15 protein-coding genes, 1 tRNA gene and 2 riboswitches are annotated in these 21,351 nt (G+C 65.0%); of the genes, 3 read left to right on the top strand and 13 right to left on the bottom strand.

Annotation, left to right across the window (positions count from 1 at the left end):
• Positions 1-94: 94 nt before the first annotated feature.
• The 8 genes from AB3X99_RS26045 to AB3X99_RS26010 all read right to left on the bottom strand — a co-directional run bounded on the left by AB3X99_RS26045 (position 95) and on the right by AB3X99_RS26010 (position 11,440).
• The gene (locus AB3X99_RS26045; protein ID WP_368618547.1) at positions 95-1,813 is read right to left on the bottom strand and encodes a thiamine pyrophosphate-binding protein; all 1,719 of its coding nucleotides are present in this window, start codon (positions 1,811-1,813) and stop codon (positions 95-97) included.
• A 74-nt stretch (positions 1,814-1,887) separates the two neighbouring features.
• Complete coding sequence (locus AB3X99_RS26040; RefSeq protein ID WP_069264429.1) at positions 1,888-3,276, bottom strand: L-serine ammonia-lyase; 1,389 nt, start codon at positions 3,274-3,276, stop codon at positions 1,888-1,890.
• A 97-nt stretch (positions 3,277-3,373) separates the two neighbouring features.
• The gene (locus tag AB3X99_RS26035; RefSeq protein ID WP_368618586.1) at positions 3,374-4,291 is read right to left on the bottom strand and encodes an alginate lyase family protein; all 918 of its coding nucleotides are present in this window, start codon (positions 4,289-4,291) and stop codon (positions 3,374-3,376) included.
• Between the two features lie 313 nt (positions 4,292-4,604).
• Complete coding sequence (gene gcvP, locus AB3X99_RS26030) at positions 4,605-7,577, bottom strand: aminomethyl-transferring glycine dehydrogenase (protein ID WP_368618546.1); 2,973 nt, start codon at positions 7,575-7,577, stop codon at positions 4,605-4,607.
• A gap of 72 nt (positions 7,578-7,649) precedes the next feature.
• Positions 7,650-8,030, bottom strand: coding sequence for a glycine cleavage system protein GcvH (gcvH, locus tag AB3X99_RS26025; protein WP_069264425.1), 381 nt, complete (start codon positions 8,028-8,030; stop codon positions 7,650-7,652).
• A 75-nt stretch (positions 8,031-8,105) separates the two neighbouring features.
• On the bottom strand, positions 8,106-9,224 hold the full coding sequence (gcvT, locus tag AB3X99_RS26020) for a glycine cleavage system aminomethyltransferase GcvT (RefSeq protein WP_342949175.1): 1,119 nt from the start codon (positions 9,222-9,224) through the stop codon (positions 8,106-8,108).
• Positions 9,225-9,313: 89 nt separating this feature from the next.
• A riboswitch (glycine riboswitch) is annotated at positions 9,314-9,451 on the bottom strand.
• A 57-nt stretch (positions 9,452-9,508) separates the two neighbouring features.
• Positions 9,509-9,619: riboswitch (glycine riboswitch) on the bottom strand.
• Positions 9,620-9,833: 214 nt separating this feature from the next.
• Positions 9,834-10,208 carry a hypothetical protein gene (locus tag AB3X99_RS26015; RefSeq protein WP_368618545.1) on the bottom strand — a complete coding sequence of 125 codons (375 nt, stop codon included), beginning with the start codon at positions 10,206-10,208 and terminating at the stop codon, positions 9,834-9,836.
• Between the two features lie 176 nt (positions 10,209-10,384).
• Entirely contained in the window at positions 10,385-11,440 is a 1,056-nt protein-coding gene (locus AB3X99_RS26010; protein ID WP_368618544.1) for an oxidoreductase, read from the bottom strand.
• 277 nt (positions 11,441-11,717) lie between these two features.
• Between AB3X99_RS26010 and AB3X99_RS26005 the strand changes: the two genes are divergently transcribed.
• Both AB3X99_RS26005 and AB3X99_RS26000 read left to right on the top strand, forming a co-directional pair.
• A complete protein-coding gene (locus tag AB3X99_RS26005; RefSeq protein WP_254319173.1) occupies positions 11,718-13,808 on the top strand; it encodes a UvrD-helicase domain-containing protein in 2,091 nt (696 codons plus the stop codon).
• 84 nt (positions 13,809-13,892) lie between these two features.
• Positions 13,893-14,474: a hypothetical protein gene (locus tag AB3X99_RS26000; RefSeq protein WP_368618543.1), complete on the top strand. Its 582-nt coding sequence runs from the start codon at positions 13,893-13,895 to the stop codon at positions 14,472-14,474.
• Between the two features lie 94 nt (positions 14,475-14,568).
• Here AB3X99_RS26000 and AB3X99_RS25995 read toward each other — a convergent pair whose 3' ends face one another.
• The gene (locus tag AB3X99_RS25995) at positions 14,569-15,492 is read right to left on the bottom strand and encodes a c-type cytochrome (protein WP_342949179.1); all 924 of its coding nucleotides are present in this window, start codon (positions 15,490-15,492) and stop codon (positions 14,569-14,571) included.
• Positions 15,493-15,809: 317 nt separating this feature from the next.
• Between AB3X99_RS25995 and AB3X99_RS25990 the strand changes: the two genes are divergently transcribed.
• A tRNA-Arg gene (locus tag AB3X99_RS25990) sits at positions 15,810-15,885 on the top strand.
• 289 nt (positions 15,886-16,174) lie between these two features.
• Here the strand turns inward: AB3X99_RS25990 and AB3X99_RS25985 are convergent.
• The 4 genes from AB3X99_RS25985 to fliT form a co-directional block, all read right to left on the bottom strand.
• The gene (locus tag AB3X99_RS25985) at positions 16,175-16,855 is read right to left on the bottom strand and encodes a CmcI family methyltransferase (RefSeq protein WP_342949191.1); all 681 of its coding nucleotides are present in this window, start codon (positions 16,853-16,855) and stop codon (positions 16,175-16,177) included.
• Positions 16,856-16,884: 29 nt separating this feature from the next.
• Complete coding sequence (locus AB3X99_RS25980) at positions 16,885-17,562, bottom strand: class I SAM-dependent methyltransferase (RefSeq protein WP_368603709.1); 678 nt, start codon at positions 17,560-17,562, stop codon at positions 16,885-16,887.
• 93 nt (positions 17,563-17,655) lie between these two features.
• Positions 17,656-20,769, bottom strand: a complete 3,114-nt coding sequence (locus tag AB3X99_RS25975; protein WP_368618542.1) for a tetratricopeptide repeat protein — start codon at positions 20,767-20,769, stop codon at positions 17,656-17,658.
• A gap of 279 nt (positions 20,770-21,048) precedes the next feature.
• The gene (fliT, locus tag AB3X99_RS25970) at positions 21,049-21,348 is read right to left on the bottom strand and encodes a flagellar protein FliT (protein WP_342949194.1); all 300 of its coding nucleotides are present in this window, start codon (positions 21,346-21,348) and stop codon (positions 21,049-21,051) included.
• Positions 21,349-21,351 lie beyond the last annotated feature (3 nt).

The following is a 21,351-nucleotide window of genomic DNA, read 5'->3' as shown; positions in this document are numbered from 1 at the left end:
CCCGCAGAATCGAAAGATCTGCGGGGCTTTTGTTTGTGCGCTCACTGCTGCTCGTCCAGCGCGACAGGTGAGCTTGTTCAGGATTTCTTTTCAGTCATTCTCCGCGCATTTTCTTGCCCGCTTCGCGAATCTGTTCGAGCGTGGCCGCAGGCGTGCTCGCTTCCTTCGTCACACGGATCTCGATCAGCGCGGGCTTGCCTGCCGTGAGGGCACGCTCGAGCGCGGGGGCGAATTGCGCCGTGGTCGTGACGACTTCGCCGTGCGCGCCGAACGACTGCGCAAACGCCGCGAAGTCGGGGTTCGTGAGTTGCGTGCCGTGCACGCGGTTCGGATAGTGGCGCTCCTGATGCATGCGGATCGTGCCGTAGTGCGCGTTGTTCACGACGATGAACACGACATTCAGGCCGTACTGCACCGCCGTGGCGAGTTCCGAAGAGGCCATCATGAAGCAGCCGTCGCCCGCGAGCGCAACCACGGTGCGCGAGGGGTATTGCGACTTCGCGGCGATCGCGGCGGGCACGCCGTAGCCCATCGCGCCGCTCGTGGGTGCAAGTTGCGAGCGGAAGTGGCGATACGCGAAATGGCGATGCAGCCACGTTGCGTAATTGCCCGCGCCGTTCGTGACGATCGCATCGTCGGGCAGGCGCGCGCGCAGTTGCTGCATGACTTCGCCGAGCTGCACGTCGCCGGGCATCGGCAGCGGCTTGCGCCATGCGTGCCACGCCTCGTGTGCTTCCGCGGCGCTGCCGGCCCACGCGGGTTGAGCGGGCGCCGGGAGGGTTGCGAGCAGCGCCGCGAATTCCGCGAGGCCCGAAACGATTGGCAGATCGGCTGCATAGACACGGCCGAGCTCCTCCGCGCCCTGATGCACGTGGATGAGCGTTTGCTTCGTTTTGGGAATGTCGAAGAGCGTGTAGCCGCCCGTCGTCGATTCGCCCAGACGCGGACCGAGTGCGAGCAGCACGTCGGCTTCGCGGATGCGCTTCGCGAGTGCCGGATTGATGCCGAGGCCCACGTCGCCCGCGTAGTTCGGGTGATCGTTGTTGAGCGTGTCCTGAAAGCGGAACGCGAGGCCGACGGGCAATTGCCAGTTCTCGACGAAGCGCTGGAAGTCCGCACAAGCCTGCGGGTTCCAGCCATGGCCGCCCGCGATCACGAACGGCTTTTTCGCGCCCGCGAGCAGTTCGCGCACGCGCTCCATCTGCGCAGCGGAAGGCGACGCCTGCACGCGCTGCGCGCTCGGCGCGATGGGCTGCGCTTCGGACGCGGGAATCGCGCCGCTCAGCATGTCTTCGGGCAGCGCGAGCACGACCGGACCCGGCCGTCCCGACATCGCGACATGGAACGCGTGGCTCAGGTATTCGGGCACGCGGCGCGCGTCGTCGATCTGCGCGACCCACTTCGCCATCTGGCCGAACATGCGTCGATAGTCGATTTCCTGGAACGCCTCGCGGTCCATCTGCTCGCGGGCGACCTGGCCGATCAGGAGGATCATCGGCGTGGAGTCCTGAAACGCCGTGTGCACGCCAATCGAGGCGTGCGTGGCGCCCGGCCCGCGCGTGACGAGCGCGATGCCGGGCCTGCCCGTGAGCTTGCCGATCGCTTCCGCCATGTTCGCCGCCGCTGCCTCGTGACGGCACACCACGGTTTCGATCTTTGCGGTTTCGTCGGACAACGAATCGAGCACCGCAAGATAGCTCTCGCCCGGTACGCAGAACACGCGCTCGACGCCATTGGCGACGAGCGCATCGACGACGAGGCGAGCCCCGGTGGTAGTGGCTTCGGTGGTGGCGGATGCGTTCGGCTGCTGCATGGCGGTCAAGTCTCCTTCAATCGTTACGTGATTACGTTCGGATGCTTCAGGCAAGGCGACAGCGCTTCAGCGAATCAGCACTCGACGATGTTCACCGCGAGGCCGCCGCGCGAGGTCTCCTTGTACTTCGTCTTCATGTCGGCGCCGGTCTCGCGCATCGTCTTGATCACCGAGTCGAGCGAGACGTAATGGGCGCCGTCGCCGCGCAGCGCCATGCGCGCGGCGTTCACGGCTTTCACCGAGGCCATGGCGTTGCGTTCGATGCAGGGAATCTGCACCATGCCGCCCACGGGGTCGCAGGTGAGGCCGAGGTTGTGCTCCATGCCGATTTCGGCGGCGTTTTCGACCTGCAGCGGCGTGCCGCCCAGCACCGCGGCGAGCGCGCCGGCGGCCATCGAGCAGGCCACGCCCACTTCGCCCTGGCAGCCCACTTCGGCGCCCGAAATCGACGCGTTGAGCTTGTAGAGAATGCCGATGGCGGCCGCGGTGAGCAGGAAGTCGATCACGCCCTGTTCGTTCGCGCCCGGCGTGAAGCGCACGTAGTAGTGCAGCACGGCGGGGATGATGCCCGCTGCGCCGTTGGTCGGCGCAGTCACGACGCGCCCGCCCGCGGCGTTTTCCTCGTTCACGGCGATGGCGTACAGGTTGATCCAGTCGATCATCGAGAGCGGATCTTGCAGCGCGCGCTCGGGGTTGCTGGTCAGCGCGCGATGAAGCTGCGGCGCACGGCGCTTCACGGCGAAGGGGCCGGGCAGCGTGCCGTCGGCGTCGGGATTGTTGATGCCGCAACCGCGCGATACGCACGACTGCATCACGTTCCAGATGTGCAGGAGACCTGAGCGGATCTGCTCGTCGCTGTGCCAGACGCGCTCGTTTTCGAGCATCAACTGCGCGATGCTCTTGCCCGTCGAGGCGCACAGCGCGAGCATCTCCGCGCCCGTGGTGAACGGATTCGGCAATTGCTGGGCCGCCGCGAGCACCTTCGTGTTCGGCGCGCCGGCCGTGACGACGAAGCCCCCGCCTACCGACAGATACGTGCTTTCGCGCAGCGTGTCGCCGTTCGCATCGAGCGCGCGCAGCTTCATGCCGTTCGGGTGCTCGGGCAGCGCCTGGCGATAGAACGCCACGTGCTCCTTCGGAACGAACGCAATGGGATGGCGGCCGAGCAGCGCGAGCTGGCGCGAGGTGCGCACGGCTTCGAGGCGCTCGCTGATGGTGTCGGGATCGACGGTGTCGGGCGCGTCGCCCATGAGGCCCAGCATGACGCCGCGGTCAGTGCCGTGGCCCTTGCCGGTGGCGCCGAGCGAGCCGTACAGCTCGACCTTCACGGCGGCCGTGCTCGCAAGCAGACCGTCGCGCTCGAGTCCTTCGGCGAACATCAGCGCTGCGCGCATCGGCCCGACCGTGTGCGAGCTGGAGGGCCCGATGCCGACTTTGAAGAGATCGAAAACGCTTACTGCCATGGGTACTGCTCCTGCTTGTCTGACGTTGGTTTGTAGGGATGCGGCGCGTTCGGCGGCATCGTTATTTCCCGTGCCGCCGCCGCATCCCGCGCGCGTTTTACCGCGCCGGCAACGGCAGACAGACGGCGAGCCACGCGGGCGGCGTGGGCGCGAGTTTCAGCGCGACTGGTGCAAAGCGGCCGTCGAGTCGCGCCGCGAGGTGAAACAGTTCGGCGGCGTTTTTGGGGTCCCACTGGCCGAGCGCATACGGCGTGAGCCAGTCGAGCGCGCCCGCGAGCGTCGCGCCGTTGGCCGCGCGTTCGGTCAGCCAGTTGCGGTTGTGGCGGCGCGCGGCGAGCGCGGCGGTCACGAGCGGCTGCAAATCGTAGGTCACGTAGTGCAGTGCATCGCGCTCGGAGAAGTCGAGTGTCGAGCCGTCGGGCGCGACGTTGTCGCCGAGATGCTCGACGAAGAGCCGCTGCGCCGTCGCGATCATCTTGCGGTTGTCGAGCGTGAACGCGATCATCGCTATCAGTTTGACCCGATGGCTCTGCCAGTTGTTCGCAAAATTTCCCTTGAGCGGGCGCGGCTGCGCGTCGATCTGCGCGATATAGCCGGTCGCGAAGCTGTTCAGGAACTGCATGGTCGCGTTGCGCGTTTTCACGGGCAGCGCGCTCGCGGTCATGTCGTAGGCGAGTATCAGCCCCTCGAAACGCGTTTCGTCGATGGGATTGAAGCTCGGCTTGTACGTGGTGACCCAGGCGAGCAGAAAGCGGTCCACGAGCTTCAGGAAGCGCTCGTCGCTCGTCGCGCGCCACGCGAGCGCGGCGTTGCGCATGAGGTCGAGTTCCTTCGCCGCCTCGACGCTCTGGTCGTAGATGCCCTCGTGCGGCAGCGTGCCCTCGGTGTGCAGGCGCGGCAGCGGGCGCGGCGTGTCGTTCACGTGCGTCAGCACCTCGGCCACGAGCGCCTTCACGCCCGGATCGGAGTTGGTGCGCTCGCTCGATTGCAGCGCGGGGGCCGCGCAGAAGTTCATGGCCGCATGGGCCGCACCGGCGAAGGTCGCGGTGAAGGTGGCGCAGGCAAGCGCCAGCGCAGCGGCAAGGCGCTGCGGGCGGCGTAACAGCGCACCGCGCGCGTGCCGGGCCTGCCGGACCGAATTCCGCGTTGCGGCATGCGGCAAGTCCCGCACCGAGTTCCGCAATGGAACCATTCGCACCTTCCGCGCCATGCGCGACTCCCTGATTCAAGGCTGACAGGTGTGTGATGTTAGCGGTTTGCGGCGGCAAATGTGAGAGGGATGACCGCCGCCGCGTGAGCCGAAGGTCACGCGGCGGCTTCACAAGGGCTTATTCGCCGGCGGTTTCGTCTGCATGTTCGCCCGCATATTCGCTAAGCGGCACGCACGAGCAGAACAGGTTGCGGTCGCCGTAAGCGTTGTCGGCGCGGCCGACCGGCGGCCAGTACTTGCGCGCGACGAGCGATGCGACCGGGTAGGCGGCCTGCTCGCGCGAGTAGGCGTGCTTCCAGTCGTCGGCGACCACCACGGCGGCCGTGTGCGGCGCGTGACGCAGCGGATTGTCTTCCTTGTCCGCGCGGCCGTCTTCCACGGCGCGGATTTCCTCGCGGATGGCAACCATCGCGTCGATGAAGCGGTCGAGCTCCTCCTTCGACTCCGACTCGGTCGGCTCGACCATCAGCGTGCCCGGCACCGGGAAGCTCATGGTCGGGGCGTGGAAGCCGTAGTCCATCAGGCGCTTGGCCACGTCGTCCACGGTGATGCCGCTTGCATCCTTGATGGGGCGCAGGTCGAGAATGCACTCGTGCGCGACGAGCCCGCCCGGGCCGCTGTAGAGCACCGGGAAGTGCGGCGCGAGCTTGTTCGCCACGTAGTTGGCGTTGAGGATCGCGTTTTCGGTCGCAGCGGTCAGGTTGGCCGCGCCCATCATGGCGATGTACATCCACGAGATCGGCAGGATCGAGGCCGAGCCGTAAGGCGCCGCGCTCACCGCGCCGATGCCGTGACCCTTATCGGTCGAGCGCTTGTAGCCCGACGAAAGCTGGTTCGGCAGGAACTGCGCGAGGTGCGCGCCCACCGCCACCGGACCGACGCCCGGGCCGCCGCCGCCGTGCGGAATGCAGAAGGTCTTGTGCAGGTTCAGGTGCGAGACGTCGCCGCCGAACTGGCCCGGCGCCGCCAGACCCACCATCGCGTTCATGTTCGCGCCGTCCACGTACACCTGGCCGCCCGCCGCATGCACGATCTCGCAGACTTCCCGCACGTTCTCTTCGAACACGCCGTGCGTGGACGGGTACGTGATCATGATCGCCGCGAGCTTGGCCGCGTGCTGTTCGGCCTTGGCCTTGAGGTCGGCGAGATCGATGTTGCCTTGCGCGTCGCACGCGACCACGACCACCTGCATGCCGGCCATCTGCGCCGATGCGGGGTTCGTGCCGTGCGCCGAAGCGGGAATCAGGCAGACGTTGCGATGCGCTTCGCCGCGCGAGGCGTGGTACGCCTGGATGATGAGCAGGCCCGCGTATTCGCCCTGCGAGCCTGCGTTCGGCTGCAGCGAAACGGCGGCGTAGCCCGTTGCGGCCACGAGCATCTGTTCGAGCTGATCGACCATCTCGCGATAGCCAACCGTTTGCTCCGCAGGCGCGAACGGGTGGATGCGGCCGAACTCGGGCCACGTCACCGGCAGCATTTCCGAGGTCGCGTTGAGCTTCATCGTGCACGAGCCGAGCGGGATCATCGAGCGGTCGAGCGCGAGGTCCTTGTCGGAGAGGCTGCGCAGGTAACGCAGCATTTCCGTTTCCGAATGGTGACGATTGAACACCGGATGCGTGAGGTACGCGCTTTCGCGCACCAGCGCGGCCGGGAAGGTCAACGCGGCGGCTTGCGTGAGTTCGGCGTCGAGCTTGTCGACCGACGGCGCTTCGCCGGCGAACGCGGCTTGCGCGAACACGGCGAGCAGGTCGGCCAGATCGGCGCGCGAGGTGGTTTCGTCGACGGACACGCCCACACTCGTCTCGCTCACGTGGCGCAGGTTCATGCCGCGCGCGAGGGCCGCGTCGTGGAGCGCCTGGGTGCGCGGGCCGGCTTCGAACGTGAGCGTGTCGAAGAACGCTTCGTTCACGAGCGTGTAGCCCAGTTGCTTCGCGCCCGCGGCGAGGATCGCGGCGACGCGGTTCACGCGTTGCGCGATGCGCTTCAAGCCTTGCGGGCCGTGGTAGACGGCGTACATGCTCGCCATGATCGCGAGCAGCGCCTGTGCCGTGCAGACGTTCGACGTCGCTTTTTCGCGGCGGATGTGCTGTTCGCGTGTTTGCAGCGCGAGGCGCAGCGCCGGGTTGCCTTGCGCGTCGATGGTCACGCCGACGAGACGGCCCGGCATCTGGCGCTTGAATTCGTCCTTCACCGCGAGGTAGGCGGCGTGCGGGCCGCCGAAGCCCATCGGCACGCCAAAGCGCTGCGAGTTGCCCACGGCCACGTCCGCGCCCCATTCGCCCGGCGGCGTGAGGACGGTGAGTGCAAGCAGATCGGCGGCGGCGATCACCGCGCCGCCGGCTGCGTGCACGGCTTGTGCGAGCGCGCGGTAGTCGCGCACGTCGCCGTTCACGCCCGGATATTGCAGCAGCACGCCGAAGGCACCTGCATTGACTGCTTCAGCGGCCGGACCGACCTTTACCTCGATGCCGATCGGCTTGGCGCGCGTTTTCACGACTTCGATGGTCTGCGCCAGCACGTCGTCGGCGACGAAGAACACGTTCGACTTCGACTTGCCCACGCGCTGCACGAGCGTCATGGCTTCGGCGGCGGCAGTGGCTTCGTCGAGCAGCGACGCGTTCGAGATCGCGAGGCCGGTCAGGTCGGTGATCATCTGCTGGAAGTTCAAGAGGGCTTCGAGGCGGCCCTGCGAGATTTCCGGCTGGTACGGCGTGTACGCGGTGTACCACGCCGGGTTTTCGAGCACGTTGCGCAGGATGACGGCCGGCGTGTGCGTGTCGTAGTAGCCCTGCCCGATATAGGAGCGGAACACCTGGTTCTTGTCCGCGAGCGCGCGCAGGGCGGCGAGCGCCTCGGCTTCCGAGCGCGGCTGCGAGAACGGCCCGAGCGGCAGCGTCTCGTTGCGGCGGATCTTCGCCGGAATCACCGCATCGATCAGCGCGGCGCGCGAGGCGAAGCCGAGCGCGTCGAGCATCGCCTGCTGGTCGGCCGTGTCGGGGCCGATGTGGCGGGCGGCGAAAGCGTCGTGCGCTTCAAGTGCAGCAAGCGAGAGCGGGGAGTTCATCAGACGATCCGGGTGTTCGAGCTTCATAGGGATTCCTGCGGGCGCGGGCGGCGTTCTGAGCGCGCCGCCGCGCCATGGCGGTTAAGGCAAGGTTGCGATTTACGCGCCGATCGCCTTTTCGTAGGCGGCGGCGTCGATCAGCGAGTCGAGCTTGGCGTCGGCGGCGGGCTTGATCTTGAAGAGCCACGACTCGTACGGCGCGCCGTTCACCTGGTCGGGCGTGTCGACGAGCGACGTGTTCGCTTCGATGATTTCGCCTGCGACCGGCGCGTAGATGTCCGAGGCGGCCTTGACCGACTCGATCACGGCAACGGCGTCGCCGGCCGTGACGGCACGGCCCGCTTCAGGCAGTTCGAGGAAGACGATGTCGCCGAGCGCTTCCTGCGCGTGGTCGGTGATGCCGATAGTCAGCGTGCCGTCGGCTTCGGTGCGGATCCACTCGTGCGATTCGGTGTATTTCAGTTCGGCCGGGATGCTCATGGTTGCTCCAGTGCGTGGTTCGGTTTTTGTTGCTCGAAAGGGGGAGGGCGTGCGCGCTGGCAGGATCCTCGCGGATCAGGCGGCGAGCACCTTGCCGTTGCGCACGAACGGCAGTTTTACCACGCTTGCGGGAAGGGCTTTGTCACGGATCTGCACCTGCACGACATCGCCCGGCTGCACGCCCTGCGGCACGCGCGCGAAGGCGATCGATTCCTGCATGCTCGGCGAGAACGTGCCGCTCGTGATCTCGCCCGCGCCGTGCGGCGTGAGCACTTTCTGGTGCGCGCGCAGCACGCCGCCGGCCTTGCCGTTTTCCTTCTGCAGGATCAGGCCGACGAAGGCCGAACGCGAACCGTTCGCCTCCAGCGCGCCGCGGCCGACGAAGTCGCGCGGCTCCTTCATGTCGACGGTCCAGGCGAGGCCGGCGTCGAGCGGCGAGACGCCGTCGTCCATGTCCTGGCCGTAGAGGTTCATGCCCGCTTCGAGGCGCAGCGTGTCACGCGCGCCGAGGCCGCAGGGCTTCACGCCCTGGCGCTGCAGGGCGTCCCAGAGTTCGCAAACGGCGGCGGCGGGCACCACGATTTCGAAGCCGTCTTCGCCGGTGTAGCCCGTGCGCGCGATCATCAGCTCGCCGAACGGCGTGGCTTCGATCTTCGCGGCGTTGAAGGGTTTGAGAACTTCGGTGGCGCTGCGCGACGAGGGCGCGACCTGCCAGACCTTTTCGCGCGCGTTCGGGCCCTGCACGGCGACGATCGCGAGATCGCGGCGCGGCGTGATGGTGAGGCCGAAGCCGCCTTCGGCGTTGAGCTTCTCGAACCAGGCGATGTCTTTTTCGGCTGTGCCGGCGTTGACGACGGTGCGGAACTGGTCGTCGGCGAAGAAGTAGACGATCAGGTCGTCGATCACGCCGCCTTCGGGGTTCAGCATGCACGAGTAGAGTGCGCGGCCCGGCGTGGTGAGCTTGGCGACGTTGTTGGCGAGCGCGCGGGAGAAGAACTCGCGCGTCTTCGGGCCCGAAAAGTCGACGACGCACATGTGCGAGACGTCGAACATGCCGGCGTCGGTGCGCACGGCGCGATGCTCGTCGATCTGCGAGCCGTAGTTGACGGGCATGTCCCAGCCGCCGAAGTCGACCATGCGGGCATTCAGCGCGCGGTGCGTGTCGTTCAGCGGGGTGCGTTTGAGTTCGGTCATGGGGCCTCAGGCGGTCGCGAAAATTCGCGCGAAAACGAAAAAGGCCATGCAGGAAGCGCCGCAGGCACGATGCCCGTGGTCGGTTCTTGCATGGCCCCTCTGTCCTCGGTACCTGAGAGATTGCGCCCTGTTGCAGTTGGCGCGCGCCCCTTCGGTGGGCAGCCTGAACGCGTGGGGGTTACGATCCGCCGCCGCCGGTTCTACTGCCGCTCTCCAGAGTTGCGGACTGTGTGCCGCTTCGCGTCATCTCGCGCAAAAAGCGCAAAGGCAGCGAATCAGCGGTCCGGCGCGCACGGTCCTTTTGCCTGAGAGTTTGTGGGTTGCCCCTTCGGCGGCGCCGGTTGCACTTGCGAAAGCAAGCTAAGGCAAACGGCGCGCTCTCCCGGCGCGCGCAGCGATTGTGCGCGACGCCTCGGGGCTATGTCAATGCGGAAAAATTCTGCGCGCGGCGCCAGCAAAGGGGCGTGAGCCTTGCTGGCATTGGCTTGCGCAGATGAATAACGCGCCATGCATCGCGCCGGAGAAAAACGGGGGCGGTTCGGGTGGGCAGATGGGTCGGCACGAGCCGCGAGCGCGCGGTCCGTGCCGACAGGCCAATGCGTGTGGCGCTTACTCGCCGATGGCACGAGCGGCCGTGTCGAGTTCCTCGTTCAGAACGTGTTGCTCGTCGGGCGAGATGCCGCCGCCGTGCTGCGCGGCCATGTCGTGAGCTTCGCCGCGGATCGTGTCGAGGCGGTGATGGAGCGCGCCGCCTTGGGGCGGCGGGTAGTAGCCCTGGCTCACGCGCATATCGATGCGATGGCCCAGGTTGTCGATGCGGCTGTCGACCTGATGCAGGCGATCGACGGCGACTTCGTGGGGATTCGGGCCGGGCGGCGGCGGTGCAGCGGCGTGGTGCGCCGGCTGGTTGACCACGCACGCGGCGAGGGTCGAAACGAGCGCGCCGGCGGCGATCAGGCGTAGAGCGTGGATGTAGCGGGTCATTCAGACTCTCCTTGGCTTGTCGTTGCTTTTTTGGGTCTTGCATGTCCACAAACGTCTGGCGATTGCCGCGTGATGACCCCACCGCGGCAACCAGATGTAACCATTTGTATGGACCTTTCAGCGGCGTCGGCGCCATGCAAGGTCGACGTCGCAGCCGAAAGCGCGCGCCGGTGCGCTCAGGACTGGCGCACGAACGCCAGCGTGCGGCCGTCCTTCGCGCTTTGCATGGCGAGTTCGATGAGCGTCATGACGTCGATGGCGTCCTGCGGGCTCACCGGGAACGGCTTGTCTTCGCGGATCGCCGCCGCAAGCGCGCGGTACAGATCGGCGTAGTTGCCCGCAGCGTTGGGCACTTCGAGATCGGCCTCCTGGCTGTCGTCGCGCAGCACGTGCAGGCGGCCCGTCTCATTGCCCGCGCCGAAGCCGGCCTGACCGGGGCGCAGGCCGTCCTTGAGCTGATCTTCCTGAGTGTCGAGCCCGTTCTTCAGATAGCTGCCGCGCGTGCCATGAATCGCGAAGCGCGGCGCGTACGCGGCGAGCGCGCTGGCGTGCAGCACCGCGTCGTGGTGCGGGTAGCGCAGCACGAGGTGCGCGTAATCCGGCGCGCTCGCGTTTTCGCGGCGCGTGTGAACGAATGCGGTGATCGACTCGGGTGCGCCGAAGAGCGCGAGCGTCTGGTCGATCAGATGCGGGCCGAGATCGTAGAGCAGGCCGCCGCCGCGCGTGGCGTCTTCGCGCCAGCGCTGCTTCACTTGCGGGCGGAAGCGGTCAAAGTGCGATTCGTAGTGCGTGATGCGCCCGAGTTCGCCGCGCTCGATCAGCTCGCGCACGGTGAGGAAATCGCCGTCCCAGCGGCGGTTGTGGAACGGTGCGAACACGAGGCCGCGCTGCTTCGCGATGGCCGCGAGCGTGCGCGCTTCCTCGGAAGTGAGCGTGACCGGCTTGTCGACCAGCACGTGTTTGCCGCGCTCGAGCGTGCGGCGCGCGAGGTCGTAGTGCGTGTCGTTGGGCGTGGCGATCACGACGCATTCGATGGCGTCGATCGAGAGCAGCGTGTCGAGGTCGGGCACGATCGCGGCGTCGGGGTAATCGGCCTGGGCGCGTTCGGCCTGGCTCGTGGCGATGGCGGCGAGCTGCGCGGCGCCGCTATGCGCGATCACGGGGGCGTGGAAAGTCTGGCCGGCGAAGCCGTAGCCCATCAGGCCGATTTGCAGCGGTTGCGGTGCAGTCATTGAGCGCTTCCTCTTTCCAGCGAGTGCGGGTGGCGGGAGCCCGTTATTGTGGCACGGCGCGTAGAGCGTGCGGAGCGAGGCGAGGGACGGGTGAGCTGTGGAAAGAGGAACATCGGGGGCGCCATCGGCGTATCGCTGTACCGTGTTAACATCGCACCTCCCGCGTGAGAGGCCGCTGCGACGTACGCACGCCTCGCGCCGTGCGGCGTCACGAAAGGCTACGCGCCCCGTTCGCACGCCTCCCAGCCGTACCACCCGTTTTTCCAATCCAGCAACGATGTCCGCAGGCCTCAATTCCGCCCAAAACGAAGCGGTGCGCTATCTCGACGGTCCCTGTCTCGTGCTCGCCGGCGCGGGCAGCGGCAAGACGCGTGTCATCACGCAGAAGATCGCGCACCTCATCGAAGCGAAAGGCTTCGAGCCGCGCCATATCGCCGCCGTCACCTTCACCAACAAGGCCGCCGCCGAAATGCGCGAGCGCGTGGGCAAGCTGCTCGAAGGCAAGACGCTCACCACGCCCGGCAAGGAAGGCCGCAAGGTGCCGACCAACCAGCTGACGGTCTGCACGTTCCACTCGCTCGGCGTGCAGATCCTGCGCCAGGAGGCGGAGCACCTGGGCCTGAAGCCCCAGTTCTCGATCATGGACGCCGACGACTGCTTCGCCATGATCCAGGAGCAGGTGGGCTCGACGGACAAAGGCTTCATCCGCAAGATCCAGTCGATCGTCTCGCTCTGGAAGAACGGACTCGTGATGCCCGAGCAGGCGCTGGCCACGGCCTCGAACGAGGACGAGCACCAGGCGGCCATCGTCTATCGCAACTACATGGCGACGTTGCACGCGTATCAGGCGGTGGACTTCGACGACCTGATCCGCCTGCCTGCCGAGCTGTTCGCGAAGAACGAGCAGGTGCGCGATCGCTGGCAGAACAAGCTGCGCTACCTGCTGGTCGACGAATACCAGGACACCAACGCCTGCCAGTACGAACTGCTGAAACTGCTGGCGGGCCCGCGCGCGGCGTTTACGGCCGTGGGCGACGACGACCAGGCCATCTACGGCTGGCGCGGCGCCACGCTCGAAAATCTCGCGCAGCTCGGCAAGGACTTTCCGAAGCTGCACGTCATCAAGCTCGAGCAGAATTACCGCTCGACGGTGCGCATTCTCACGGCCGCGAACAACGTCATCGCGAACAATCCGAAGCTGTTCGAGAAGAAGCTGTGGTCCGAGCACGGCATGGGCGACACCATCACCGTCACGCCCTGCAACGACGAAGAGCACGAAGCCGAGTCGGTCGTGTTCCGGCTTTCGGCGCACAAGTTCGAGCGCCGTGCACAGTTTCGCGATTACGCGATTCTGTATCGCGGCAATTTCCAGGCGCGCATCTTCGAACAGGTGCTGCGTCGCGAGCGCATTCCCTACGTGCTCTCGGGCGGCCAGTCGTTCTTCGACAAGGCCGAGATCAAGGACATCTGCGCCTACCTGCGTCTGATCGCCAACCACGACGACGATCCCGCGTTCATCCGCGCGATCACCACGCCGCGCCGCGGCGTGGGCAACACCACGCTCGAAGCGCTTGGTTCGTTCGCGGGGCAGGCGAAGGTGTCGCTGTTCGAGGCCGTGTACATGGGCGGTATCGAGGCGCGGCTTTCGGCGCGCCAGGTCGAGCCGATGCGCGTGTTCTGCGATTTCATGCAGCGCCTCGCCGAGCGCGCGCAGAAGGACCCGGCGACGGTCGTGCTCGACGACCTCATGGATGCGATTCACTATGAGGCGTATCTCTACGACGCCTTCGACGAGCGCCAGGCGCAGTCGAAGTGGCAGAACGTGCTCGAATTCCTCGAGTGGCTCAAGCGCAAGGGCACCAAGCCCGAGCAGGAGATCGGCGAAGACAGCGAAGCCACCGGATATGACAACGCCGACGGTCTCGCCGACACCGGCAAGAACCTCATGGGGCTGATTCAAACCGTCGCGCTGATGTCGATGCTCGAAGGCAAGGAAGAGGACCCGGACGCCGTGCGGCTTTCGACCGTGCATGCGTCGAAGGGACTGGAGTATCCGCACGTGTTCCTGGTTGGCGTGGAAGAGGGGATCATGCCGCACCGCGGCGGCTCGGAAGACGATGTGATCGACGAAGGACGCATCGAGGAAGAGCGGCGCCTCATGTACGTGGCGATCACGCGGGCGCAGCGCAGCCTGCATCTGAACTGGTGCAAGAAGCGCAAGCGGGCGCGCGAGACGGTGGTGTGCGAGGCGTCGCGCTTCATTCCGGAGATGGGCCTCGACGACGCGCCGCCGCCGACCGCCGAAGAAGCGCCGATGACGCCGAAGGACCGGCTGGCGAGTTTGAAGGCGTTGTTGCAGAAGGGGTGATGACCCTGGCATGCAGCGGGTGTTTGCTTTTTTGGGACGCGGGCGGCTGTAGAGTGAACGCCTCTGACCCGCTCGCTGCCGCAGATGGAAGATCCATTACTCCAGCATTACCGTCACGCGCTTGAAACGTATATCGACGCGAAGGACAACACGAAGCCCGCACGGATTTACGAAGCGTTCGCGCAGGATGCGGAACTGACGTTCTCGCTGGCCACACCGAACATCGCGTTTCCGGCGCGCAGCGTCGGCGCCGAAGCGATCGCGAAGACGCTGGTCAGCGATTTCGGCGAGCGCTATTCGCGCTGCCGCACCTACTACCTTTGCGAGGCCACTGCGCTCGTTGCGCGCGAGCGCACGATCGAAGCGCTGCCCTGGCTCGTCGTGATGCGCGAGGACGCGGCGGGCGCGCTGCGCATCGGTCACGGCACGTATCGCTGGACTTTCGATTCGAACGACATCGCGCCGCGCGTATCGGCATTCCACATTCACATTGCCCGGATGGACGTGATCGACGACCCGGACGGTGCGCGGCTCGAGCGCCTGCAACAGGGCTTGAGCTATCCGTGGCTCGCTCCCGCCGAACTGGCTGCGCGTTACGGCGCGCTCGCCGGGGACGCTTCGGGTGCGTTCGCTTTTGCCCGCGAATTCGCGCGTCCCGTGCGCTGACGCGCGACCGCTGTTTCATCGACGCAGATAAAAATCCCCGCCCCGTATCGCTGCGGGCGGGGATCGTTTTGCGCTTTGGCGCGCGCGTGACGGCTTACTTCGCCGCGCTGACCATGTAATCGACGGCGGCCTTCACGTCGGCGTCCGATGCCGTCGAGCCACCCTTGGGAGGCATCTGGCCCTTGCCGTGCAGCGCGTAGTTGTAGACGGTGTCCATCGGGTCCTTCAGGCGCGGCGCCCAGTCGGCCTTGTTGCCGAATTTCGGCGCGCCCAGTACGCCCGCGGCGTGACACGCCTGGCAAACCTGCTGATAGAGTGCCTTGCCCGCCTGCGAGGCGTCGGCGCTTTGCGAGCCGCCACCTGCTGCGGGAGCGGACGAAGCCTGCGGGATGGCCGCGATCGCCGCTGCGGCGGCTTGCGCCTGGGCGGCGTTCGCATCGGCACCCGATGCGCCGGAGGCCGGTGCAGCGCCCGCCGCGCCCGAAGCCGCATTGGCTGCATTGGCAGCGCCTGGCGCGGGCTTGGGCGGATCCTGGAAGTTCGCGCCCGCGTGGTTCGCCATATAGGCGACGGCGAGGCCGATTTCGTAGTCGCTGTAGTCGTCGGGGCTCGTGCCGCCGCGCGGGGGCATCGCGCCCTTGCCGGAGAGCGCCGTTTTCCACAGCGTGTCGAAGCCCTGCGCGATGCGCGGCGCCCAGTCGCCCGAGTTGCCGAACTTCGGCGCGCCGGCGGCGCCCGAGGCGTGACACGCCGAGCAGACAGCCTGGAAGACCTGCTCGCCGGTCTTGTAGACGTGCGGCGCGTTGGCGTCGCGCACGTTGACCTGCGCGACCGGCGCGATGCGCGCGGCGACCTGCTGGGTGGAAAGTTCGTCGGTGCCCGCGCCGGTGCGCGTCGTGTTGTCGACGTAATAGACGAGCAAAATGATGATGACGATGGGGACGGCAAACCCGGCGATGACAGCGGCGATCAGCTGGCCGGGCGTTTTGATCGGGGCTCCGTGGGGTGCTTCGCTCATGCTTGTCTCGACTCCCGTTGGTTTTATGGTGAGCGGTACAGCAGGACGGCAATGGCCATGCGGCAGATCAAACACCGACGATTATAGACGGAAGGTTTTCCGGCTGGTGGCTGGGCGCGGAGGGAGTTCAGCGGGCGTTTACCCGGAGCGGACCGGCGGTGGCCTGCGCTGTTTCGCCTGGGTTGTGCCTCGTGGAGATGCGACCCTTAATAGTCTGTGCGGTGGACGGTTTAACCGAAACCGGTTATTCTCTCGGTCTCTCTTCGGCGCTGCCTTTTCCGTATTCTTCGGTCAGTCGGCGGCGCCAGCAAGTCAACGCGCCCGTAGCTCAATGGATAGAGTACTGCCCTCCGAAGGCAGGGGTTGCTGGTTCGATCCCAGCCGGGCGCGCCAAAGTCTGTCGAAGATTTCAGCGATTTTCTACGCCGCGCGCATACGCCGTGCGGGAGTTCTCCAGCGAATTTTTCCGTCCGGCTTCGGGTCGGTAGCGACCTTGCGCGACGTTGCGTAAAGCCCCCGGCAGTTCGCCGACTCTCACCGGCGACGTGCTGCGACCGAGCCCGCCGATCAACTGCGCGCGGGCACCAGGCAATAGAACCGAGCCCAACGCCAAAGGTGCAGCGGATGGCGCTTGGCGACCCGCAAACAGTCGCATTGAGCGCCATAGCAAGGGATGTCGAAATTACATAGTCGCCGGGTTTTCAACCATGGCGCAAGTAATCGGTGCTTGCCGCTGTCCTTGCGGACGACGTTCGAACGCAACGATGCTGTCGTAGCAGGCGATGTAATCGGTACTCTTCGTGAAGGTTGAAATTGGGATTTTGCCTCTCGAATGAACCGCATTCAGTTCGTCGATCTTGTTCTTGGCAAATTCGATAAAACTCCCAGGCCTCCCCACGCCGCCCTGATATTCAGGCCAGTAGCAGGTGTGAGTGTCCTCCACCATATAAATTCCGTTCTTGTGAAGCCGGTCATACATCAGCTCGAAGGAAGAGATCATGTGATTCATGACATGGCTTCCGTCATCGAGAACGATGTCGACTTCCGGATATTTGCGGAATATCTGATCGATCAGGGCAGGGTCGTCCTGGCTGCCGATGAAAATCTCGATACCCTCTGCTTCATGGGCCTTGCACTGAGGATTGATATCGACCCCTATGATTCTGGATCCGGCTCCGAAGAACTCCTTCCACATTGCCAGTGATCCACCGCCAAATACGCCGATTTCGATCATCACGGGCGCTTTATTTCTGAAGCGCGTGAAGTGACGCTCATAAATGTCAAAGTAATGAATCCACTTATGCAGTCGCTTGTCCGGGTTATTAAGAAAATACTTGTGCAGAAAGCCGTCCGTCATTTCCATGCCTTGGTCGGTGCAACGAATGGGAATATTTAAAGCTGAGGAGGTACGACCGCCCGAAACACGAACTGGAACGCCTTCGCGTCCTCGACCGCTGCGTTTGCATCGGCACCCGCTGCGCTCGCCATAGCACGAATGACGGGCAAAAAGGCCTCGCGTTGCGGCTCGTGGAAGATCCGCGCCTTGCCAGCATCGACGACAAACCCCGCGTCGCGAAACATCTCCAGCATCGTGACGCGCGTGAACCAGCGGATATGTGTGCGGTCGAACAAGCCGGAGTCCTGATACCGGAAATCGCCAAAGCTCAGACGAGCCTGCACGCTCCAGTGCTGCGCATTGGGAATGCACGCAACAACGCACCCGCCGCGATCCATCGTCCCGCGAATTTTCCTCAGTAGTGCCCAGGGATCGTGAAGGTGTTCGAGCACGTCCCCGAAGACCCAGCAATCGGCATTGAGGTCCGAACGAATTTGCTCGACAGTTACCCGCTCGACGTCTACATCGATTACGCGGTCGCAGTGTTCGCGTGCCATCTCGGCATAAGCCGGGACAATCTCGATCCCGGTGTAGTGCACACCCGGATTTGTTTTTTTGTATTCGCGCGCCAGCGCTCCGGAACTGCAGCCGACTTCCAGCACGCGGCGTGCGCCTTGCGGCATGAGGTTAAGTAAGTCCGGATTGTGATGCTGATGGACAGGAGTTTGATCCAATATAGGCTCCGGTGGATATCGCTGTGAGAGGCAGTGAAGGCGTTTCGACGACGGCGGTATCTCGACAATTACGACTACCGCCCGCCGCGCGCCTCACTCTCCATATTTGCCCAAATAAGACGCGTACCCTTCCCGCCAGGTGGGTGTCCCAAAGGCTCCGCCACTCTCGTGAACCACGCTCAGTGGCCAGGTTCCCATGCGGAGCCCCTTTAGTTCAGCCTGGCGGCAGAAGTCCATATCGTAAAAGTGGAACTTGAACTGCTCGTCGAAGCGCAGGCCGCTCTTTACCAGCGTATCGCTATCCGCGATCAGCAACAGGCCGTCGAGGAGCTTGCATTCCTGTCCGGAAGGCCCGAACGTCGACGCGATGTTGCACGGAAAACCCGTGCCGTGACCCACGGTTCCGCTCAGATATTTGCGCTCGTCCCACTGCAGATCGGGCGTGGCGAAGGCCCATGCAGGCTGGCGCGGCACGCGGCGCAGGTTGCCGGCGAGCCCCACCACCTCGAAACGGGCGAGGGATTCGCGGATGCGCTCGGTCCAGAAGAAGTCGTTGAGCCAGACGTCGTCGTGAATGAAGACGAGGATGGCCGGGCGCTGCTTAGCCTCTTCGATCGCCGTGTTGTAGATGCTGGACAGTCCGCGCGTGTTGTTGTCGAACAGTTGGAGTTCGACGTTTGGCAGGTGCGCATAGAGCTTTAGCGAGCGGCCAAGCGCCGTTTCATTCGAGAACTGCTCACGGGTGCGACGGGTGCCGCAGACGATACGGATGGGTTTCATCGCTGCGGGGATGTCGGTCACCGCGTCGATCGACGTGATCGATCCAGCTGTCGGCGCAATGTCCGGTTGCTGCTGCTCGCGCGCCGGTTCCACAACTGGCTCCGCCGATGCATCTTGCGGCTGCGCCAGGACCTCGAAATGCTCGGGTGCAAGCCCGTCGCACCAGCGCCGCCACATGGTGCGCAGTGCACGCGATACGGCGTTGGCGATCGTGCTCGCGCTGATGATGGGCGACTGCATGCAGTGCTGGCGCAACTCGCGGCGTACCGTTGCGAGCGCATCGAGATCGTCAGCCAGCGCGACGCACTTGCTCACAAAGTCGTCCTTGTCGCGCGCGACGAACGCCTCGTTGAGCCCGAGGTGCGAGAGCCATCCCGTGCTGCCACGGCTCGCCATCGAAACGCCGGGCAGCGTCACAGTGGGAACGCCCATCCACAGGGCGTGCATGGTCGTGGTCGAGCCGGCGAACGGGAACGCGTCGAGACAGACATCGACCTGCTGGTGCTGTTGCAGGTAGACCTCGGTATTCTTGCGCTGCATAAAGCTGATGCGGCTCACGTCGATGCCTTCGCTTGCGAACAGCTTGGCCAGTTTGTTCATTTGTTCGACCGACGTGATCGCGCCAATGAGCATGCGCGAAGTCGGTATCTCGCGCAGCACGCGCGCCCAGAGCGCCACGACTTCCGGCCCGATCTTGACCAGACGGCTGAAGCTGCCGAACGTCACGAAGCCATTTTTCAAGGCGGGCAACTCGTTCACGTCCGGCGCTTGTTTGTACGGCTTGAATGGCGCGAGAGCAGGCAGAAACACGAGCTTTTCCGTGAAGCAGCTGGCGAACTGTTCGAGCGGCGTGACGAACCGGTCCGACATGTAATAGTCGATGGACGTCAGGCCGGTCGTGGCCGGATTGCCGATCCAGCTCACCTGAATGGGCGCGGGCTTATGCGCGAAGGCCACGAGGCGGTTGCGACCTGTATGGCCGGACAGATCGATCAGGATGTCGATACCGTCTTCGCGAATCTTTTCCGCGACCGCGGCGTCGGTCATGCCGAAGACTTCATGCCACTCTTGCGCGTGCTCCCGGATCGTATTCGTGAACGCGTCGGTGATCACGTAATTCGAATAGACGTGCAGTGACAGGCTTGTATCGCGGGCCAGATGCTCTACGATCGACTGGAAAAAATAGGCGACCGGGTGATTGATCAGGTCGCCCGAAACGAAGCCGATTCGCAGTCGCCGCGCGGGGTCACGAACATTGGTGTGCTCCGAACGCTGCGCACGCAGGGGGGCTTCCTGGCGCTTCCCGAATTCGCTGAATTCGGCGAATGCGCTTTTTGCATCGAGATCGGTCTTGTGCATCAGGCAGAACAGCAGGTTGCTGTGCGTTGCAGCCTGCATCGGCGCGAGTTCGAGTGCCTTGCGGAAGGCGCTTTCCGCTTCATCGTACTGGCCATCCTCGTTCAGCGCGTTAGCCAGCGCGTCGAGTTCGATAGCGTCACGAGGTGCCAGTTCCACGGCGTGGCGCATCTGGGCGATGCCCTCGCCTGTTCGGCCCGTTGCCTGCAGGGCGGCGCCCAGTGTGCGATGCAGCTGTGGACTCTCGGGATGCTTTTCGAGCGCTTTGCGGCAGTGCGATACGGCTCGCTGGGACTGCCGCGTGATATGCAGCGCGTCGGCCAGCATGATCTGAGCGGGGAGACTATTGGGCAGCAGGCTGGTGGCACGCTCGGCCGACGTCACGGATTCCGCATACTGGCCTGCGCGCTGCAGGGCGTGCGTGAGCATAATCCAGCATTCGCCATGCGAGGGGTTTTGTTTCGTCAAGCGACGGGCAAGCGTCAGCGCAGCCTCGGTCTCTTTGCTGTTGAAGAGATCTGCAAACTTACGCAACTCCGTCGCGCTTGCGCGGCGTGGATCGATTTTCGCTGCGGGCGTGTCCGCCGTCTGCTGTTTCGGCATAGCTTCGATCGCTTCGGCCGTGTGCGAAGGTTCACGCGCGGGCGCCGACGCGGCGTCAAGCTGGGGCAGGCGAGCCTTCAACGCATCGATGGCGTCCGCAGGAACGCCGCATTTCTGCGCCACGTCGAGCGCCATCCGCGCGGCTTCGAACTGGTTGCTGGCGGTCAGGGCGTTGAAGTAGTAGACCCACAGTTGCGCGAAGTTCGGCGTATGGCCGAGCACTGCTTCGAAGTGCGGCACGGCCTCGGCTGGCCGGTCCGTTTGCATATACAGCACGCCCATGTGGTAGTTGGCGTCGACATGATCGCTATCCGCTTCCAGCACAATGGCGTAGAGCGCTTCAGCTTCGTCGTATTCCTGCTTGCGATGGTGCTCGATCCCGGCTTCCATGACGAGCTGAATGTCGCTCCCCATTTGCGATTGGGGGACGAGCGCGGTGAGGTCGGTCGGAGTATGGAAAGCGGTCATGACGAAGGCGTGCTTGCGCCGCAGGTAGCAGAAGTAGGGCAATTATCCAGGGCGCCCCGTCGGAACGAATTGCCGAGTTGACGTCAAAACGCCCGCCAATTCGGTTGGCGCGAGCAACGGGCGAAAATGAAGCTGGGTAGTCGGCCGTGGCGGCCCGAGCCGTGTGTAATGAGGGCGCGTAAAAGAAAAGCCCGCACGAGGCGGGCCGAGGTACGCAAATGCGCCCCGAAAGGCGCAATGGTTGGTTGTTATTTCTGGACGCTGTGCGAGGTCCGGACTTCAGAACTGCGCAACGCGCTGATACAGATTCACGTTCCGCGTTGCCTGCATGGCGCAACGATACTCGGCGCTAAGCGTGCTTTGTGCCGACTCCGCCGCCGCGGCGACAAGTGTATCGACCGCGTGAACCTGCTTGAGCACCTCGAGCGCGGCGCCCGTTTGCTTCGCGGAGAGCGACATGAGAAGGGGTGAGCGCTCGTTCGCAAGCTCGGCCGCCTTTTCCCATTCGCCGACGGCTGCCGCCTGCTCGATGTCTTTCGTGATCTGCCAGATGCGATCGATGGGCGCCCCGAATTCCATGTC

Source organism: Paraburkholderia sp. BR10882 (genome assembly GCF_040948855.1).
Taxonomy (GTDB): Bacteria; Pseudomonadota; Gammaproteobacteria; order Burkholderiales; family Burkholderiaceae; genus Paraburkholderia; species Paraburkholderia nodosa_A.
Note: the sequence above shows the minus strand (reverse complement) of the source record. Positions and strands in the feature narration are given on the sequence as shown.

What these genes read in the sequence shown, in the direction of transcription:
- AB3X99_RS26045 (WP_368618547.1), bottom strand. Translation starts at nt 1,813, where the DNA reads ATGCAGCAGCCGAACGCATCCGCCACCACCGAAGCCACTACCACCGGG.
- AB3X99_RS26040 (WP_069264429.1), bottom strand. Translation starts at nt 3,276, where the DNA reads ATGGCAGTAAGCGTTTTCGATCTCTTCAAAGTCGGCATCGGGCCCTCC.
- AB3X99_RS26035 (WP_368618586.1), bottom strand. Translation starts at nt 4,291, where the DNA reads ATGAACTTCTGCGCGGCCCCCGCGCTGCAATCGAGCGAGCGCACCAAC.
- gcvP (WP_368618546.1), bottom strand. Translation starts at nt 7,577, where the DNA reads ATGAAGCTCGAACACCCGGATCGTCTGATGAACTCCCCGCTCTCGCTT.
- gcvH (WP_069264425.1), bottom strand. Translation starts at nt 8,030, where the DNA reads ATGAGCATCCCGGCCGAACTGAAATACACCGAATCGCACGAGTGGATC.
- gcvT (WP_342949175.1), bottom strand. Translation starts at nt 9,224, where the DNA reads ATGACCGAACTCAAACGCACCCCGCTGAACGACACGCACCGCGCGCTG.
- AB3X99_RS26015 (WP_368618545.1), bottom strand. Translation starts at nt 10,208, where the DNA reads ATGACCCGCTACATCCACGCTCTACGCCTGATCGCCGCCGGCGCGCTC.
- AB3X99_RS26010 (WP_368618544.1), bottom strand. Translation starts at nt 11,440, where the DNA reads ATGACTGCACCGCAACCGCTGCAAATCGGCCTGATGGGCTACGGCTTC.
- AB3X99_RS26005 (WP_254319173.1), top strand. Translation starts at nt 11,718, where the DNA reads ATGTCCGCAGGCCTCAATTCCGCCCAAAACGAAGCGGTGCGCTATCTC.
- AB3X99_RS26000 (WP_368618543.1), top strand. Translation starts at nt 13,893, where the DNA reads ATGGAAGATCCATTACTCCAGCATTACCGTCACGCGCTTGAAACGTAT.
- AB3X99_RS25995 (WP_342949179.1), bottom strand. Translation starts at nt 15,492, where the DNA reads ATGAGCGAAGCACCCCACGGAGCCCCGATCAAAACGCCCGGCCAGCTG.
- AB3X99_RS25985 (WP_342949191.1), bottom strand. Translation starts at nt 16,855, where the DNA reads ATGGAAATGACGGACGGCTTTCTGCACAAGTATTTTCTTAATAACCCG.
- AB3X99_RS25975 (WP_368618542.1), bottom strand. Translation starts at nt 20,769, where the DNA reads ATGACCGCTTTCCATACTCCGACCGACCTCACCGCGCTCGTCCCCCAA.
- fliT (WP_342949194.1), bottom strand. Translation starts at nt 21,348, where the DNA reads ATGGAATTCGGGGCGCCCATCGATCGCATCTGGCAGATCACGAAAGAC.